This window comes from Actinospica durhamensis (assembly GCF_018139695.1).
Taxonomy (GTDB): domain Bacteria; phylum Actinomycetota; class Actinomycetes; order Streptomycetales; family Catenulisporaceae; genus Actinospica; species Actinospica durhamensis.
The window spans coordinates 23,998-41,469 of the sequence record NZ_JAGSOG010000022.1; the positions used below are offsets into that span (position 1 = coordinate 23,998).

At 71.2% G+C, this 17,472-nt stretch carries 13 protein-coding genes; 11 read left to right on the top strand and 2 right to left on the bottom strand.

What is annotated here, in order from left to right:
• Window positions 1-65: 65 nt before the first annotated feature.
• The 11 genes from KDL01_RS07435 (at window position 66) to KDL01_RS07485 (ending at window position 14,920) form a co-directional block, all read left to right on the top strand.
• Window positions 66-986 carry a carbohydrate ABC transporter permease gene (locus KDL01_RS07435; protein ID WP_212527612.1) on the top strand — a complete coding sequence of 307 codons (921 nt, stop codon included), beginning with the start codon at window positions 66-68 and terminating at the stop codon, window positions 984-986.
• On the top strand, window positions 976-1,884 hold the full coding sequence (locus KDL01_RS07440) for a carbohydrate ABC transporter permease (RefSeq protein WP_212527613.1): 909 nt from the start codon (window positions 976-978) through the stop codon (window positions 1,882-1,884). The genes KDL01_RS07435 and KDL01_RS07440 overlap by 11 nt, the downstream gene beginning before the upstream one ends.
• A gap of 51 nt (window positions 1,885-1,935) precedes the next feature.
• On the top strand, window positions 1,936-3,450 hold the full coding sequence (gene arfA / locus KDL01_RS07445; protein ID WP_212527614.1) for an arabinosylfuranosidase ArfA: 1,515 nt from the start codon (window positions 1,936-1,938) through the stop codon (window positions 3,448-3,450).
• An 87-nt stretch (window positions 3,451-3,537) separates the two neighbouring features.
• Window positions 3,538-6,330 (top strand): arabinofuranosidase catalytic domain-containing protein, encoded by a 2,793-nt coding sequence (locus tag KDL01_RS07450; RefSeq protein ID WP_212527615.1) that lies wholly within the window; start codon window positions 3,538-3,540, stop codon window positions 6,328-6,330.
• 196 nt (window positions 6,331-6,526) lie between these two features.
• On the top strand, window positions 6,527-7,318 hold the full coding sequence (locus tag KDL01_RS07455) for a FadR/GntR family transcriptional regulator (protein WP_212527616.1): 792 nt from the start codon (window positions 6,527-6,529) through the stop codon (window positions 7,316-7,318).
• A 342-nt stretch (window positions 7,319-7,660) separates the two neighbouring features.
• Entirely contained in the window at window positions 7,661-9,103 is a 1,443-nt protein-coding gene (locus tag KDL01_RS07460; RefSeq protein WP_212527639.1) for an amino acid permease, read from the top strand.
• A gap of 54 nt (window positions 9,104-9,157) precedes the next feature.
• The gene (locus KDL01_RS07465; protein ID WP_212527640.1) at window positions 9,158-10,510 is read left to right on the top strand and encodes a glutamine synthetase family protein; all 1,353 of its coding nucleotides are present in this window, start codon (window positions 9,158-9,160) and stop codon (window positions 10,508-10,510) included.
• Window positions 10,511-10,512: 2 nt separating this feature from the next.
• Window positions 10,513-11,343, top strand: a complete 831-nt coding sequence (locus KDL01_RS07470; RefSeq protein ID WP_212527617.1) for a gamma-glutamyl-gamma-aminobutyrate hydrolase family protein — start codon at window positions 10,513-10,515, stop codon at window positions 11,341-11,343.
• Window positions 11,340-12,752: an aldehyde dehydrogenase family protein gene (locus KDL01_RS07475; protein WP_212527618.1), complete on the top strand. Its 1,413-nt coding sequence runs from the start codon at window positions 11,340-11,342 to the stop codon at window positions 12,750-12,752. The genes KDL01_RS07470 and KDL01_RS07475 overlap by 4 nt, the downstream gene beginning before the upstream one ends.
• A gap of 58 nt (window positions 12,753-12,810) precedes the next feature.
• Window positions 12,811-13,593: a 3-oxoacyl-ACP reductase gene (locus tag KDL01_RS07480; RefSeq protein ID WP_212527619.1), complete on the top strand. Its 783-nt coding sequence runs from the start codon at window positions 12,811-12,813 to the stop codon at window positions 13,591-13,593.
• A gap of 160 nt (window positions 13,594-13,753) precedes the next feature.
• Window positions 13,754-14,920, top strand: a complete 1,167-nt coding sequence (locus KDL01_RS07485) for a GntR family transcriptional regulator (RefSeq protein ID WP_212527620.1) — start codon at window positions 13,754-13,756, stop codon at window positions 14,918-14,920.
• Between the two features lie 42 nt (window positions 14,921-14,962).
• Here KDL01_RS07485 and KDL01_RS07490 read toward each other — a convergent pair whose 3' ends face one another.
• A complete protein-coding gene (locus KDL01_RS07490; RefSeq protein ID WP_212527621.1) occupies window positions 14,963-16,060 on the bottom strand; it encodes a glycoside hydrolase family 76 protein in 1,098 nt (365 codons plus the stop codon).
• A 71-nt stretch (window positions 16,061-16,131) separates the two neighbouring features.
• Window positions 16,132-17,448 (bottom strand): ABC transporter substrate-binding protein, encoded by a 1,317-nt coding sequence (locus tag KDL01_RS07495; RefSeq protein WP_212527622.1) that lies wholly within the window; start codon window positions 17,446-17,448, stop codon window positions 16,132-16,134.
• Window positions 17,449-17,472: the final 24 nt, after the last annotated feature.

The window sequence follows — 17,472 nt, forward strand, 5'->3', positions numbered from 1 at the left end:
GGTGCCCCGTCCCCGCCGCCCGGGCCCGGCCGAGTGCGTGATCCGAGACCGGAGGAATTCGTCCCATGGCAGTGCTCCATCCCCCGCCCGCGCGGGCGGGCCGCCCCCCGCGGCGCAGGCGGTGGCGGTTCAACAGCGCCTACCTGTTCATCGCACCGAGCCTCGTGCTCATCGCCGTGTTCATCGCCGAGCCGATCGTGCAGTCAGGCTGGATGAGCCTGCACGACTGGACCATCGGCTCATCCGACAACCCGTTCGTGGGCCTGGGCAACTACACCGCCCTGTGGCACGACTCGCGGTTCTGGAACGCGCTGCGGGTCACCGTGGTCTACACCGCCGCCGTGACGGTCGGCCAGGTCGTGCTCGGCCTGGCCATCGCCGCCCGGCTGCGGCGCACCACCTGGTACTCCTCGCTGCTGCGCACCGCCTACTTCTTCCCGTACATCGCCTCGCTGGTCGTGGTGGGGGTGATCTGGAAGTTCCTGCTCGACCCGCAGGTGGGCCTGATCAACGCGTGGCTGTCCGACCTCGGGGTCTCCTCGCCGCCGAACTGGCTGCAGTCCACCAGCCTGGCGCTGCCCACGGTCATCGCGGTCGGACTGTGGAAGAACGTCGGATTCACCATGATCGTGCTGCTGGCCGGGATGCAGCAGGTCCCGGCCGACCTCTACGAGGCGGCGACGCTGGACGGCGCGGGCCCGTGGCGCAGGTTCCTGCACGTGACGCTGCCCGCGCTGCGGCCCTCGCTGCTGTTCACCAGCCTGATCGCGACGGTCACCGGACTGCAGCTGTTCGACCTCGTGTTCGCGATGACCGGCGGCGGGCCCATCTTCTCGACCGAGTCGGTGGTGATGTACCTCTACCAGAAGGGCTTCGTGGAATTCGACATGGGATACGCCAGCGCCATCGCCTGGGTGCTGTTCGTCATCATCCTCGCGGTCTCGGCCGTGCAGCTGCGGGTGGCGAGGTACCGCGATGACGACTGACACCTCGCAGCGCTCGATCACGGCCTCCGTCTCCCGCGACGAGGACGGGTCGCCGCTCCCGCTGCCCCGCGTCCTGCGCCTGTTCGGCTCCCTCGGCGGCGCGGCGGCCTGGCTGGTCGTCATCGCCGGCGCGCTCGGGATCCTGCTGCCCTTCGCCTGGATGCTGGGCGTCGCGTTCCGCACCAACGCGGACCTGTACGCCGACCCCGCGCGGATCGTGCCGGACCAGTGGACCCTGCACGGCGTGCGTGCGGTGCTCGACCAGCTGCCGTTCACCCAGCTGATCGTCAACACCTTCGTCTTCGCCGGCGGCACCACGCTGTTGCTGCTGCTGTTCGACTCGATGACGGCGTTCGCGCTGGCCCGGCTGCGCTTCCGCGGCCAGAACGTGATCTTCCTGCTGATCCTGGCCACGCTGATGGTGCCGTTCCAGATCACCCTGGTGCCGGTGTTCCTGACGCTGTTCCACCTGGGCTGGCTCAACAGCTACCAGGGCCTGATCCTGCCGCGCGCCACCAGCGCGCTGGGCATCTTCCTGCTGCGCCAGTCCTTCCGGCAGCTGCCGCGCGAACTCGACGAGGCCGCGCGGATCGACGGCGCCGGCTCGTTCACCGTGTACTGGCGCATCATCCTGCCCAACTCCAAGCCGATCCTGGCGACGCTGTTCATCATCCAGTTCGCGGCGCTGTGGAACGACTTCCTGTGGCCGCTGGTCATCAGCAGCCTGACCAGGATGCAGACCCTGCCCGCGGCGCTGACCCTCTTCTCCAGCCAGTCCGGCGTCGACCACGCCGCGCTGATGGCGGGCGCGGCGATCTCGCTGACCCCGCTCGCCCTCGCCTTCCTGCTCCTGCAGCGCTTCTTCGTCCAGGGCGTGGCCACCACCGGCCTGAAGTAGCCGGCCGGCCACCGCCCCACCCGCTCACCTCCCTCCAGAAACGGAGCACGCGTGTTCACCAGCACGGCGACGATCGACCCCGCGTTCGTCATAGCACCCGTCCCGGCTCGACTGTTCGGGTCCTTCGTCGAGCACATGGGCCGCTGCGTCTACGGCGGCGTCTACGAGCCGGGTCATCCGGCCGCCGACGCCGACGGCCTGCGCACCGACGTCCTCGAGCTGACCCGGGAGCTCGGCGTCAGCGTCGTGCGCTACCCGGGCGGCAACTTCGTCTCCGGATACCGCTGGGAGGACGGCGTCGGACCCAGGGAGCAGCGGCCGGTGACGCTGGACACGGCCTGGCGCTCGCTGGAGCGCAACACCTTCGGCCTCAACGAGTTCATGGCCTGGTCCAAGCTGGCCGGAGTCGAGCCGATGATGGCGGTCAACCTCGGCACCCGCGGCGTCGAGGACGCCTGCAACCTGCTCGAGTACACCAACTTCGCCGGCGGCACCCGCTACTCCGACCTGCGGATCGGCCACGGCGTGCGCGACCCGCACGCGATCCGGCTGTGGTGCCTGGGCAACGAGATGGACGGCCCCTGGCAGATCGGGCAGAAGACCGCGACCCAGTACGGGCAGCTGGCCGCCGAGACGGCGAAGGCGATGCGCCGGATCGACCCGGACATCGAGCTCGTGGCCTGCGGCAGCTCCAACGAGCGGATGCCCACCTTCGGCAGCTGGGAGGCCGAGGTGCTCGACCAGGCCTACGAGTTCGTGGACTACATCTCGCTGCACGCCTACTTCGAGCAGACCCCGGCCAACCGGGCGCAGTTCCTGGCCTCGGCCCACACCATGGACGCGTTCATCGACGGCGTCGTGGCCACCTGCGACCACATCGGGGCGAAGAAGCGCTCCCGGCGCAAGCTCAAGCTCTCCTTCGACGAGTGGAACCTGTGGTACGAGAGCCGGTTCGTCGGCCAGGACAACCTGGACTGGACCGAGGCGCCGCGGCTGATCGAGGACGAGTACACCACCGAGGACGCGGTGGTGGTGGGCAGCCTGCTGATGAGCCTGCTGCGGCACGCCGACCGGATCGGGGTGGCCTGCCTGGCCCAGCTGGTCAACGTGATCGCGCCGATCCGGACCGAGCCGGACGGCAAGGCGTGGCGCCAGAGCATCTTCCACCCCTTCGCGCTCACCGCCCGGCACGCCCGCGGCGAGGTGCTGCGAGTGGAGCCCACCTCGCCCGGCGTCCCCGGAGCCGACGGTCCCGGCGCCCCCTCGGTCGACGTCACGGCCACCCGCGACCCGGAGACCGGCGCGCTCACGGTCTTCGCGGTCAACCGCAACGAGCAGGACTCCGGCCGGCTCGACCTGCGCCTGGTCACCGACGCGCGGCTGCAGGTCGTCGAGCACCAGGTGATGGGCGGCGGCGAGCTGATGCTGACGAACTCCCAGGACGCCCCGGACCGCGTCACCCCGCGCGCCAGCACCCAGCACGAGCTCGACGGAGAGAACCTCTCGCTCGTGCTGCCCCCGGTCTCGTGGAGCATCCTGCGGCTCGAGCCGGTGTCCGCGCGCTAGAACTCCGCTGCGTCGCGTCGCTGCCACGGGGCGGCGCAGCGGTGCTCCATCCCTGCACCTCGTCGTACAGCCGAGATTGGAGTCACCATGAAGCTACGCACCCTGGCCACGCGATCGTGGTCCCTGGTGTGCGTCGTCCTGCTCGCCGCCACGATGCTCACCCAGGCCGCCGCGCAGTCCGCGCAGGCGGCCGGCTCGACCCTGCCCTGCGACGACTTCGCCGCCGGCGGCCAGACCTGTGTGGCCGCCTACAGCACCGTCCGGGCGCTGTCGGCGGGCTACAGCGGGCCGCTGTACCAGGTGAGCCGACAGTCCGACGGGACCACCTCGGACATCGGGCTGCTCAGCACCGGCGGCTACGTGAACGCGGCCACCCAGGACTCGTTCTGCGCGAACACCGTCTGCACCATCACCCGGATCTACGACCAGTCCGGCAACCACAGTGACCTGACCCTCGGCCCGGCCGGCAGTTCCGGCTCGGCCAACATCGGGGCGCGGGCGGACGCGTTGCCGGTGACGGTCAACGGGCACGAGGCCTACGGCGTGCGGGTCACCGCGAAGGTCGGCTACCGCTACGTGCCCTCCGTCGCGAACACCCCGGCGCCCGGGATGGCCGTGAACGGAGCGCCGGAGTCGATCTACGAGGTGGCCAGCGGCACCGACGCCACCGACCACTGCTGCTTCGACTTCGGCAACATGGAGACCAGCGCCACCGACACCGGCAACGGGCACATGGACGCGCTGATCATCTCCACCTGGTGCGGGGTCTCCCCGTGCACCGGCAAGGGGCCGTGGATCCAGGCCGACCTGGAGAACGGCGTGTACATGGGCAACGGCTCGAGCGCCAACGCCGCCAACGTGAGTGAGAACGCGAAGTTCATCACGGCGGTGCTGCGCAACGACGGCCAGAGCCAGTTCGCGCTCGACGGCGGCGACGCCACCGGGTCCGCGCTGACCTCGCTCTACTCCGGCGCGCTGCCCGGCGGCGGGTACGCGCCGATGCACCAGGAGGGCGGCATCGGGCTCGGCGTGGGCGGGGACCAGAGCGACATGGCCCCCGGCGCGTTCTTCGAGGGCGCCATCGTCTCCGGCTACGCCTCGAACTCCACCGTCGCGAGCGTCCAGACCAACATCGCCTCCGCCGCGTACTCCGGCACCAGCGGCGGCGGTCCGGGCGTGCCGGTCACCGGTCCGGGCGGCACCTGCCTGGACGTGAGCGGCAACGACACCGGCGGCGACGGGACCGCGGTCGACATCGCGACCTGCCAGCACGACGCCGTCGACCAGAGCTGGCAGTACCTGCGTACCGCGCCGGACCAGGGCCTGCCCTCGGGCGCCGCGATCCCCTCGTGGCAGAACGCCGAAGAGCTCGTGACCATGGGGCGCTGTCTCGACATCGACGGCAACCTCACCACGGCGGGCACCAAGGTCGAGCTCTGGGACTGCAACGGCGTCGGCGGCCAGCAATGGGTGCCGCAGTCCAACGGGACCCTGCTCAATCCACAGTCAGGGCTCTGCCTCACCAGCCCGGGCGGGAGCACCGCCGGCGGCACCGTGCTCGACATCGAGACCTGTACCGGTTCGGCGGGCCAGCAGTTCGTCATCGCCTCGGGCTGGCTGATCCAGGGGCAGACGATCTCCGCGCCCGCGGGCAAGTGCGTCGGCACCACCGCCGGTGCGGCGGGCGTCGCGGGCACGGCCGTGGACCTGGCCACCTGCGCGCGCGAGGACGCCGACCAGTACTGGTGGCAGAACGGCGACGAGTCGATCGGCACGCTGAACCTGTGCCTGGACATCGACGGCAACGTCACCACGCCGGGCACCAAGGTCGAACTGTGGACCTGCAACGGCGTCGGCGGCCAGAAGTGGGTGCAGCAGACCGACGGCACCCTGCTCAACCCGCAGTCGGGGCTCTGCCTCACCGACCCGGGCGGCGCCGTGGCGGCCGGCACCGTCCTGGACATCGAGACCTGCGAAGGAGCCGCGGACCAGCAGTTCTTCGTCAACAGCGGGCACCCGATCAGCGCGCCCGGCGGCAAGTGCGTGGACGTGCCCGGCAACGACCTGTACGGCGCCATCGGTCCGCAGCTGCAGATCTGGGACTGCCAGGCCGCCGCGGTGGACCAGCACTGGACGTACAACACCTCGAGCCAGTCGCTGCAGTCGCTGGGCAAGTGCCTGGACATCGACGGCGACAGCACCACGTCCGGCGCGCACGTGGAACTGTGGGCGTGCAACGGGATCGGCGGCCAGCGGTGGGTGCAGCAGCCCGACGGCTCGCTGCTCAACCCGCAGTCAGGCCTCTGCCTCACCGACCCGAGTGACAACACCGCCGACGGCACACAGCTGGACATCGAGGCGTGCACCGGCGGCGCGTCGCAGCAGTTCGGCTACCTGAGCGCGGTCGCGCTGGCCCCGGGCGCCGAGGTGTCCTTCCGGGCCACCACGGCGTGCTGCACCGCCGACTTCATCCGGCACCAGAACGGCCGGGCGATCCTGTCCGCCATCACCACCACCAGCGCCACGCTCGACAAGCAGGACGCGACCTGGATCGTCACGCCCGGGCTGGCCAACAGCGCGTGCGTCTCGTTCGAGTCGAAGGACTACCCGAACGGCTATCTCCGGCAGACCAGCGGAGCCGTCTACCAGCAGCAGGACGACGGCACCACACAGTTCGCCTCGGACGCCACGTTCTGTCCCACGCCGGGCAAGAACGGCCAGGGCGAGTCCCTGTCCTGGAATGCGACCCCGGCCGACTACCTGCGCCACTACAGCGGCCAGCTGTACGTGGCCAGTGACGGCGGCTCGGACGCCTGGGACAGCTCCACGTCCTGGACCGACGACGTCAGCTTCCTGGTACAGCCGGCCTGGGCGCCGTAACCGGGCGGTCGGATCGTCGCACCATCACACGCCTGCCCTGCCGTGCCCCGTGCGCGGTGGGGCAGGCGTGTGAATTTTGCGGCCAGCCTTGCGCCGGGAAATGGCCGGCGTGCAGGCCTTAAGATTGTGTCCGGCGGCGTGACGACGCGTCCCGCGTGGCGCTGCCTGGGGGCAGGCGAGAGGAGCTGTTCCGGGGATGAGGTCAGCCGCCGAAGGGTCCGTCGAAGCCGTCGATGCCGTGCGCACGGAGCCGTCGGCCGCGCAGCAGTCCCAGCAGTCCCCGCAGTCCTCGCTGTTCGCCCCGGTGCGCACCGGCAACGCCTTCGAGGAGACGGTCGAGCGGATTCTGCGGGCGGTGAAGCTCGGAGCGGTGGGCTGCGGGGAGCGGCTGCCCCCGGAGCGGGAGCTCGCCGGGATGCTCGGCGTGAGCCGCGACACGCTGCGCGAGGCCATCCGTGCGCTGGCCGCCGAGGGCGTGGTGGAGAGCCGCCGCGGCCGATCCGGCGGCGCCTACGTGCTGCGGGTGCCCGCGAGCGCCGCGCCCGGCGGCTTCCGGGACCTGGTCGAGGGACTGCCCGGCGGCTTGCAGGACGTGCTGGTGTTCCGCCGCACGGTCGAGACCGGCGCGGCCGAGGCGGCGGCCGGCCGGGCGCTGGACGCCGCGGAACGCAGGCTGCTGACGCAGCGCAGGGAGGCGGCCGAACAGGCCGACGCGGCCGGCTACCGGATCGCCGACACCCGCTTCCACCTGGCCCTGGCCGAGGCCTCCGGCTCGCCGCTGCTCGCCACGGCGGTCGCCGACGCGCGGCTGCGTATCAACACCCTGCTCGACGCCATCCCGATGCTCGAGGTGAACCTCGCGCACTCCGCCGAGCAGCACCGGCGCATCTGCGAGGCCGTGCTCGGCGGCGATCCCGAGGCGGCCCGCCGGACGATGGCCGAGCACCTGGACGGGACCGCGTCCCTGCTCGAGGGCTTCCTGCGCTGAGCCTCGCGGCTGCGCTTATGCCGCACGGACGAGCGGCCGGCTCGGGCCTGACCCACCGTCACCGAAGCCGATTTTCGGACTGCCTCTTGACACCAGGCGTGTGACCCCCAGACTGGTATCCAAAATGGACGACTGATCGTCCATTGATGTCGCTCGGCACACCCCTGCCCCACCGTCGCAAGGCCCTCATCCGCAGCCGGCCCCTGGAGGCGTGCTTTGACCACCGACAATCCCCCCGGCGCCGCGTCGCCGCTCCCGTCCGACGCGGTCGCACTCGACGCGCCGCAGACCGACGAACAACGGCTGCACCAACTCGGCTACGCGCAGGAGCTGTCCCGGACCATGTCCGGGTTCTCCAACTTCGCGGTCTCCTTCACCATCATCTCCATCCTCAGCGGCTGTCTGACCCTGTACGGGTACGGCATGAACACCGGCGGCCCCGCGCTGATCACCTGGGGCTGGCCGCTGGTCGGACTGATGACGCTGCTCGTCGGGCTGGCCATGGCGGAGGTCTGCTCGAGCTATCCGACCGCCGGCGGCCTGTACTACTGGTCGGCCCGGCTAGCCGGGACCAACTCGGCCGCCTGGTCCTGGTTCACCGGCTGGTTCAACTTCCTCGGCCAGGTCGCGGTGACCGCGGGCATCGACTTCGGCGCCGCGTTCTTCATCAACGCCCTGCTCGACCTGCAGTGGAACTTCGCCGCAAGCGCTCCGCACACCGTCGAGATCTTCGGCGCCGTGCTGCTCGTACACGGCCTGCTCAACACCTTCAACGTCCGCCTGGTCGGGCTGCTGAGCCAGGTCAGCGTCTGGTGGCACATCCTCGGCGTGCTGGTGATCGTGGGCGCTTTGGCCTTCGGGCCGTCCAAACACCAGTCCGCCTCCTTCGTCTTCGGGCACTTCGTGAACAACACCGGCTGGTCCTCCGGCTTCTACGTCGCGCTGCTCGGCCTGCTGCTGGCCCAGTACACCTTCACCGGCTACGACGCGTCCGCGCACATGACCGAGGAGACCAAGGACGCCGCGGTCAGCGGCCCGCGCGGCATCGTGATGTCGATCGTGGTCTCGCTGGTGGCCGGCTGGGTGCTGCTGATCGGCATCACCTTCGCCATCCAGAACTACGCCGGCGAGGCCACCTCGGCCACCGGGGTGCCGCCCGCGCAGATCTTCATCGACGCGCTCGGACTCACCGGCGGCAAGCTGCTCCTGCTCGTCGTGATCGGCGCCCAGCTGTTCTGCGGCATGTCCTCGGTCACCGCCAACTCGCGGATGATCTACGCCTTCTCCCGGGACGGGGCGCTGCCCGGCTCGCGGATCTGGCACCGGATCAACAAGCGCACCCGCACCCCGACCAACGCGGTCTGGCTCGCCGTCGTGGGCGCCTTCCTGCTGGGCCTGCCCGACCTGTGGAACGGCACCGCGTACGCCGCGGTGACCTCGATCGCGGTGATCGGGCTCTACATCGCCTACGTCATCCCGACCTTCCTGCGGCTGCGCCTCGGCGACCGGTTCGAGCGCGGCCCCTGGCACCTGGGCCGCTGGTCCAGGCCCATCGGCGTGGTCGCGGTGGCCTGGGTGGTGGTCATCACGGTGCTGTTCATGCTGCCCACGACCTCGCCGATCACCCGCGGCAACTTCAACTACACCGTCGTGGCGGTCGCCGTCGTGCTCGGCTTCGCCGGGATCTGGTGGCTGGCCTCGGCCCGCAAGTGGTTCACCGGACCGAAGGTCCAGGGCACCGCGGCCGAGCTCGCGGCCATCGAGGCGGAGCTGGGGTCGGTCTGATCCATGAACGAAGGCAACAACGTCACGCACGAATCGGGAGCGCGCCGGCCCGGCATGCTCACCCTGGACCGGCTGCGCGCCCTGGTCGAGGACGGAACCGTCGACACCGTCGAACTGTCGATCACCGACATGCAGGGCCGGCTCCAGGGCAAGCGGCTGTCCGCCGAGTACTTCCTGAACGAGGTCGTGCCGCACGCCACCGAGGGGTGCAGCTACCTGCTCGCCGTCGACGTCGACATGAACACGGTGGACGGGTACGGACTGTCCTCCTGGGACACCGGCTACGGCGACTTCGTGCTCAAGCCGGACCTGTCCACGCTGCGGATGCTGCCCTGGCAGCCCGGCACGGCCGCGGTGCTCGCGGACGTGCTGCGCGAGCAGGATAACGCGCCGGTCTCGGTCTCCCCGCGCCAGGTGCTGCGCGCCCAGCTCGACCGCCTGGCCGAGCGCGGTCTGGCCGCGTACGTCGGCACGGAGCTCGAGTTCATCGTGTTCCGCGACAGCTACGAACAGGCCTGGGACAAGGGATATCGAGGGCTGACACCGGCGAACCAGTACAACGTCGACTACTCGATCCTCGGCACCGCGCGCATCGAGCCGCTGCTGCGCGCGATCCGGCTCGGCATGACCGGCGCCGGGATGTACGTGGAGTCGGCGAAGGGGGAGTGCAACCTCGGCCAGCACGAGATCGCCTTCCGCTACGCCGAGGCCCAGGCCACCTGCGACAACCACGTGCTCTACAAGACCGGGGCGAAGGCGATCGCGGCCCAGCAGGGCGCGGCGCTGACCTTCATGGCCAAGTTCGACGCCCGGGAGGGCAACTCCTGCCACATCCACCTGAGCCTGCGCTCGGCCGAGCAGGACGCGCCGGTGCTGGCCGGCGCCGGGCCGCACGGGTTCTCGCCGCTGATGGAGGGCTTCCTGGCCGGCCAGCTGGCGGCGCTGCGTGAGCTGACGCTGCTGTTCGCCCCGAACATCAACTCCTATAAGAGGTATGCGGCCGGCAGCTTCGCGCCGACCTCGGTGGCCTGGGGCCGGGACAACCGGACCTGCGCCCTGCGCGTCGTGGGACACGGCGAGTCGCTGCGGGTGGAGAACCGCGTCCCGGGCGGCGATGTGAACCCGTACCTGGCCGTGGCCGGGATGATCGCCGCCGGGCTCGACGGGATCGATCGCGGGCTGAGCCTGGAGAGCGAGTTCCGCGGCGACGCGTACCGCGCCGACCTGCCGCGCGTGCCGGGGACGCTGCGCGAGGCCGCGGAGCTGTTCGGCGGCAGCACTCTGGCCCGCGCGGCGTTCGGCGACACGGTGGTCGAGCACTACCTCAACGCCGCCCGGGTCGAGATCGAGGCCTTCGACGCCGCCGTGACCGACTGGGAGCGGTTCCGCGGATTCGAGCGGATGTGAGAATGGAGATCGACATCTTGGCTTTGGCACAGGGTGGGCCCGCGCCCACCGCGGCCGAGAACGGGCCGCTGCCGGTGATCGGCCTGAGCACGTACCGCGACCAGGCGTCCTGGGGCGTGTGGAACTCCGAGGCGGCGTTGCTGCCCTTCGGCTACGTCGAGGGGATCGCGGCGGCGGGCGGGCTTCCGTTCCTGCTTCCACCGGCCGCCGTCGCGGGCGTCGAGCCGTCGGCGGCGGCACACGCCGCGGTGGCCAGGATCGACGCGCTGTTGCTCACCGGTGGCCCGGACCTGGACCCGGAGCTCTACGGCGCGCCCGCGCACGCGGAGACGTCGGGGACCCGGCCGCAGCGCGACGCCTGGGAATCGGCGCTGCTGAAGGCGGCGCTGGACCGGGACCTGCCGGTGCTCGGGATCTGCCGCGGTGCCCAGCTGCTCAACGTCGCCTGCGGCGGGACTCTCGACCAGCACGTGCCCGAGCGGGCCGAGCACGACGGCCACCGTCCCGCCCCCGGCGTCTTCGGCACGACCAGCGTCACGCTCGACCCCGACGCGTTGCCCGGCATCCTGCTCGGCCCCAGCGTGGAAGTGCCCTGCTATCACCACCAGGCGGTGAGCGGCGTGGGCCGCGGGCTCGCGGTGACCGGGCTCGCCTCGGACGGGACCGTGGAGTCCGTGCAGCTCGGCGGCCGGGCCTTCGTCGTGGGCGTGCAGTGGCACCCGGAGGCCGGACAGGACGCGCGCCTGTTCGAGGGCCTGGTCACGCATGCCGCGCTCAGGGCGGCGCGCGGCGAACGGGCCGCCTCCGCCGCGTGGAAGGAGGGAAACCGATGACAGACCTCGAAGTCGAGGGAGCCGAGGGAGCCGACCGGGGGCCGCAGGAGCCCGCGTACACGGTGCTCGACCCGTCGACCGGGAAGCCGCTCGCCGAGGTGGCGATGGCGGGGCAGGCCGAGGTGGATACCGCCGTCGCCCGGGCGCTGCGCGCGTTCCCGGCGTGGCGCGAGGTGGCTCCCGGCGACCGGGCCCGGCTGCTGCGCCGGTTCGCCGCGCGCGTGGACGAGGAGATCGAGGAGCTGGCCCGGATCGAGGTGGCCAACGCCGGCCACACGATCGGCAACGCCCGCTGGGAGGCCGGGAACGTCAGGGATCTGCTGGACTACTACGCGGGCGCGCCGGAGCGGCTGTGCGGCCGGCAGATCCCGGTGGCCGGCGGCATCGACGTCACCTTCCGCGAGCCGCTCGGCGTCGTCGCGGTGATCGCCCCGTGGAACTTCCCGATGCCGATCGCCGCGTGGGGGGTGGCCCCCGCGCTCGCCGCGGGCAACACGGTGATCCTCAAGCCCGCCGAGTACACCCCGCTGACCGCGCTGCGCCTGGCCGAACTGGCACGGGAGGCCGGCCTGCCGCCGCACGTGTTCCAGGTGCTGCCGGGCCGCGGGCCGGTCGCCGGGCAGCGGCTGGTGGAGCACCCAGACGTGGCGAAGCTCGTGTTCACCGGCTCGACCGCGGTGGGCCGCCGGATCGCCGCGCAGGGCGGGCAGCGGCTCGTCCCGGTGACCCTGGAACTCGGCGGTAAGAGCGCGAACATCGTCTTCGCGGACGCAGATCTCGAGAAGGCGGCCGCGGCCGCGCCCTACGCGGTCTTCGACAACGCCGGCCAGGACTGCTGCGCCCGCTCGCGGATCCTGGTGCAGCGCTCGGTGTACGACCGCTTCCTCGAGCTGTTCGAACCCGCCGTCGCCGCGGTGAAGGTGGGCGACCCGGGGTTGCCGGAGACCGAGATGGGTCCGCTGATCTCCGCCACACAGCGGGACCGGGTAGCCGCGTTCCTCACCGAGGACGTGCCGATCGCCTTCCGCGGCAGCGCGCCGGACGGGCCGGGGTTCTGGTTCCCGCCCACCGTCGTGGCCCCCGGTGATCCGGATTCGCCCGTGTGCACGCAGGAGGTGTTCGGACCCGTCGTCGCGGTGCTGCCGTTCGAGGACGAGGCCGACGCGATCCGGCTGGCCGACGCGACCCGCTACGGACTGTCCGGATCGGTCTGGACCCGCGACGTCGGCCGCGCGCTGCGGGTCGCCCGCGCCGTGCAGTCCGGGGCCCTGTCGGTGAACTCGAACTCCTCGGTGCGCTACTGGACCCCGTTCGGCGGCTACAAGGACTCGGGCCTCGGACGCGAACTCGGCCCCGACGCGCTCGAGGCCTTCACCCAGACCAAGAACGTCTTCATCGCCGCCGACTGAACGACTCGACGGCGCACGACCCACGGGCAACACGCGAGAGTGAAAGAGGAAGCTGCACATGGTGGAGCGTTATGACGGCAAGGTCGCCGTGGTGACCGGCGGCGCGGGCGGCATCGGCCTGGCCACGGCCAGGCGGCTCGCGGCCGAGGGCGCGAAGGTGGTCGTGGCCGACGTCAGCGAGGAGGCCGGGGCCGCGGCGGCGAAGGAGGTCGGCGGCCTGTTCGTACCCGTCGACGTCACCGACGCCGCGCAGGTCGAGGCCCTGTTCCAGACCGCGGTGGACACGTACGGCTCGCTCGACCTGGCGTTCAACAACGCCGGTATCTCGCCCCCGGACGACGACTCGATCCTGGAGACCGGTATCGAGGCCTGGCGCCGGGTGCAGGAGGTGAACCTGACCTCGGTCTACCTGTGCTGCAAGGCGGCGATCCCGCACATGCTGCGGCAGTTCAAGGCGGACGGGCGCCGCGGCGCCGTCGTGAACACCGCGTCCTTCGTGGCCCTGATGGGCGCCGCGACCTCGCAGATCTCGTACACCGCGTCCAAGGGCGCGGTGCTGGCGATGTCGCGCGAGCTCGGCGTCCAGTTCGCCCGCGAGGGGGTACGCGTGAACGCGCTGTGCCCGGGCCCGGTGGACACCCCGCTGCTGCGGGAGCTGTTCGCGAAGGACCCCGAGCGCGCGGCCCGCCGCCTCGTGCACATCCCGCTCGGCCGCTTCGCCCGGCCGGAGGAGATCGCGGCCGCCGTCGCGTTCCTCGGCAGCGACGACGCGTCCTTCGTCACCGCCTCCGCCTTCGTGGTCGACGGCGGCATCAGCGGCGCGTACGTGACGCCGCTGTAGCAGCCGGAGCAGCGGGAGAGCAGGCCTCGACGACGCCCGCCCGACACCTCCGCGAAGGTGTCGGGCGGGCGTAGCCTTGCCCGCACGGGCGGACCGGAGGCTGCTGCGTCAGGCACGCAACTGATATATTAAACATGTCTGTTTCGGCGAAGGGCGAGCGTTGCGCGAGAAGTTGCTGTACGAGCAGGTATACGCCGAGTTGAAGGCGCGCATCCGCGAGGGACGGATCGGCGTCGACGCGCGCCTGCCCGCCCCGGCCGACCTCGGCACCGAGTTCTCGGTCAGCGCCATCACGGTCAAGCGCGCCCTGGACATGCTCCAGGCGGAGGGCTATGTCGTACGCCGGCCCAAGCACGGCACCGTCGTGATCAGCGCCGATCCGCAGCCGGCGCCCGCCGCCGCGGTCCGCGGCGCGACGGAGCCGGGCGCGTACCCGCCGCTGCCGGCGAATGCCCGCGCCGAGGGCGCCCCGCTGCTCGGCGCGCTCATCACCAGCTTCGACGACACCTTCGGCACGGCGTTGCTGGCGTCCATGATCGGGGCCACCTCGGGCCGGGCGAACCTGGTGCTCAAGACCTCGGTGGGGGAGGAGGCGGCCGAGGGGCCGCTGATCGAGGAGCTGCTGGCCGCGGGCATCAGGGGCCTGGCGTTCCAGCCGAGTTCTTCGCAGTCCATCCCGCCGCTGCTGATGGGCCTGCTGGCCCGGTCGTTCCCGGTGGTCATCATCGACCGCTCGCTCGACGGCGTGCCGGTCTCCACGGTCTGCTCGGACAACCTCGCCGGGGCCCGCGCGGCCACCGAGTACCTGTTCGAGCTCGGCCACCGCAGGCTCGGCCTGATCACCTCGGCCAGCCGCGTCTCCACGGTGGAGGACCGCCGCAACGGCTACGTCCGGGCCCACGCCGGAGCCGGCGTGCCGCACCAGGAGGCGGACGAGTTCCACGAGCTCTACTCCGTCACCCCCGGATCCCGGGTGGACGCGAGCGAGGACCTGGCGAAGCTCACCGCGTTCGTCGAGGCCAGGCCGGAACTGACGGCGTATCTGGTCTCCGAGCACCACCTCGCGATCATGCTGCGCCGAGCGTGCCGCGATCTCGGCCGGCGCATCCCGCAGGACGTCTCCATCGTCTGCTTCGACCAGCCGCCGGCCGCGCTCGACGACTCGCCCTACCCGTTCACGCACGTCGCCCAGCCCCAGGCGGAGCTCGGCGCCCGGGTGGTCGAGGAACTGTTCGCCCAGCTCGCCGAGCCCGGCGCGGTGACCAAGCACGTCCTGCCCACCCGGCTGGTGCCCGGCGCCTCCACCGCACCGCCCCCGCGGTCCTGACTCGGCGCGGGGGCGGTGCGGGGCGGTGTTCTGCCTGCGGTGTCAGTGCCCGGAGAGCGCGTCCGTCCGACTGGTCAGCCGCGCGCACACCTCGGTCGCCATGATCGCGCTGAGCTGCGCCGAGTAGGGCACGTGCCCGTCCGGCGGCACCGGCACCCGCCAGTCCGGTCCGGCCAGCAGCCGCTCCTCGTCCGCCAACGCGCCGTGCCAGAGCGCTTCGGTGGCGGCGGTGATCCGGCCCTGCACCGCTGCGGCCTCCTCATGGGCACCCAGCCGGTCGCAGGCCTCGACGAGCAGGCCCGCGTACCGGTGCATGATGCCCTGGAACAGGCCCTCGTCGCCCCCGTCGCCGCGGTCGAGCAGCACGTCGCCCTCGGCCAGTTCGGCGTACGCGGCGCGCTCGGTCCGCAGGGCCTTGTCGATCAGCGTGCGGTCGCCGGTGAGCTCCGCCATCTCGACGCACGCGCCGATGTACAGGCCCTGGTTGTAGGTGTACTTCCACTCGGTGTCGATCGCGCCGTCGCCGAGCCGGTTCACGCCGTCCTGCACGAAGCCGTCCGGGCGCACCAGCGCCTGTTCCAGCCAGCGCAGGACCTTCTCCGCCTCGTCCCGATAGCGCTTCTCTCCGGTTCTGCGGTGCAGCCGCGCGCCGAGGATCACGAAACTGCCGTTGGAGGGCGTGTTCTTGTAATACAACTGCTCCTTGCGCCAGGCGATGCCACCGCCCGCCTCGTCGTTCGCACCGAGCTCGTGGACGTGCCGCCACAGCTGCTCGGCCTCCTCGGCGTACACCGGGTCCCCGGTCGCCTCGGCCAGCCGCAGCGTGGCCAGGGCGAACCAGAGCATGTCGTCGAAGTAGTCGTTGAACAGCAGGCCCTCGTTGCGGGCGACGAGGTTGTCGTGGATCTCCACGGCCTGCTTCAGCCAACCGGCCTCGCCGGTGCGCTCGTACGCGTCGATGCGCGCGTCGAGGGCGTGGGCGAGCCACCAGTAGTTGAACGTGTCGTTCTCGCCCGGTCCGAGCGGGTGCCAGTTGTCGAACAGTTGCGGCCGGTCCGTACCGAAGTACTCGTCCAGACTCCGCTGGACCCGCTCCGCCCGATCCTGCCATGCGGCGCCGTGCGCCTGCGGCTGCGCCATGGGGGCTGCCTCTCGCCTTTCCGTCGTGCTCGTGCTCGTGCTTGTGCTTGTGCTTGTGCCTGTGCTCGTGCTCAGAGGTTCTGCGTGAGGATCTGGTTGCCCTGGGACGCGGCGGTGGCCAGCGCGCTCTGTGCACCGGTGTGCCCGGCCAGGAAGTTCTGCAGCTGCGGGTCGAGCGCCTTGCCCTCCACGTCCGAGTAGCCCGGGGTGTTCGGGCGGACCGTGGCGAAGTCCATCGTCTGCACGAAGGCCGGCCAGTGCCCGGTGGAGAAGTACGGGTCCTGCGTCGCCTTGATGCTGCCCGGCAGCCAGCTGGAGATCTTGGAGAAGCCCACCGCGTTCGCCGGCACCGTGCACCACCACTTCATGAACTCCCACGCGGCGTCCCGGTTCTTCGCCGCGGTCGGGATGACCAGGCCGAAGCCGCCGGTGATCGCGCCCTTGTCCCCGCCCGGGCCGGTGGCCGGGGCGACCACGCCGTACTCGAAGCCGCTCACCGCGTCGTAGGTCGGCATGTTCCAGGGGCCGTCGTACTTGAGCGCGATCGCGCCGGTGCCGAACCCGTCGATGCCCTGGGCGAACCCGACCTGGTAGACCTTCTTCTGGCTGACCAGTTCGCTCCAGTAGTCGAGCACGGCCATGCCGGCCGCGCTGTCGAAGGCCACGGACTTCTTGTCGCTGCTGAGCATCTTGCCGCCGGCCTGCATGATGTACATGTTGAAAAGGCCGACGTCGTCGATGGCGAAGCCGGAGCGGGTGAGCTTGCCGCCGGAGTACTGGGTCAGCTCCGCCGCGGCGGCCGCTATCTCGTCCCAGGTACTCGGCGGGCTGATCCCGGCGCCGTCCAGGATCGTCTTGTTGTAGAGCAGCGAGCGGTTGTCCACCAGCATCGGCAGCCCGTAGAGCTTGCCCTCGATCCGCATCTCGCCGAGCGGCTGCTGGAAGAAGTCGGTCAGGTCCACCCGGTCCCGCGCGACCAGGTCGTCGATCGCGGACAGGGCGCCCTTCGGCGCGTAGAGCGAGGTCTGGTACCGGTCCCAGAGCACCACGTCCGGCACGTCCTTGCCGGAGGCGACCGCGGTCAGCAGCTTGGGCTCGAGCACGCCCTGGGACTCGTAGGTGACGTGGATGTCCTTCTGCGAGCTGTTGAAGGCGGCCAGCTGCTTGTTGATCTGCGCGATCTGGTCGCCGGAGAACGAACCCCACATGGTCAGCTGGGCCACGCCGCCGGAGCCGGAGGAACCGCTGGAGGAGGAGCTGCCGTTGCACGCGCTCAGCAGCGGTGCGGCGGCCAGGCCGGCGGCGCCGAGTGCGCCGGTGCGCAGGACGCCGCGGCGGGAGAATCCGGTGGAGTCGGAGTGGTGCGGGTTGGTGCGTGTCGCGTGCATGGCGAAGAGCCCCTTCTCGGGAAT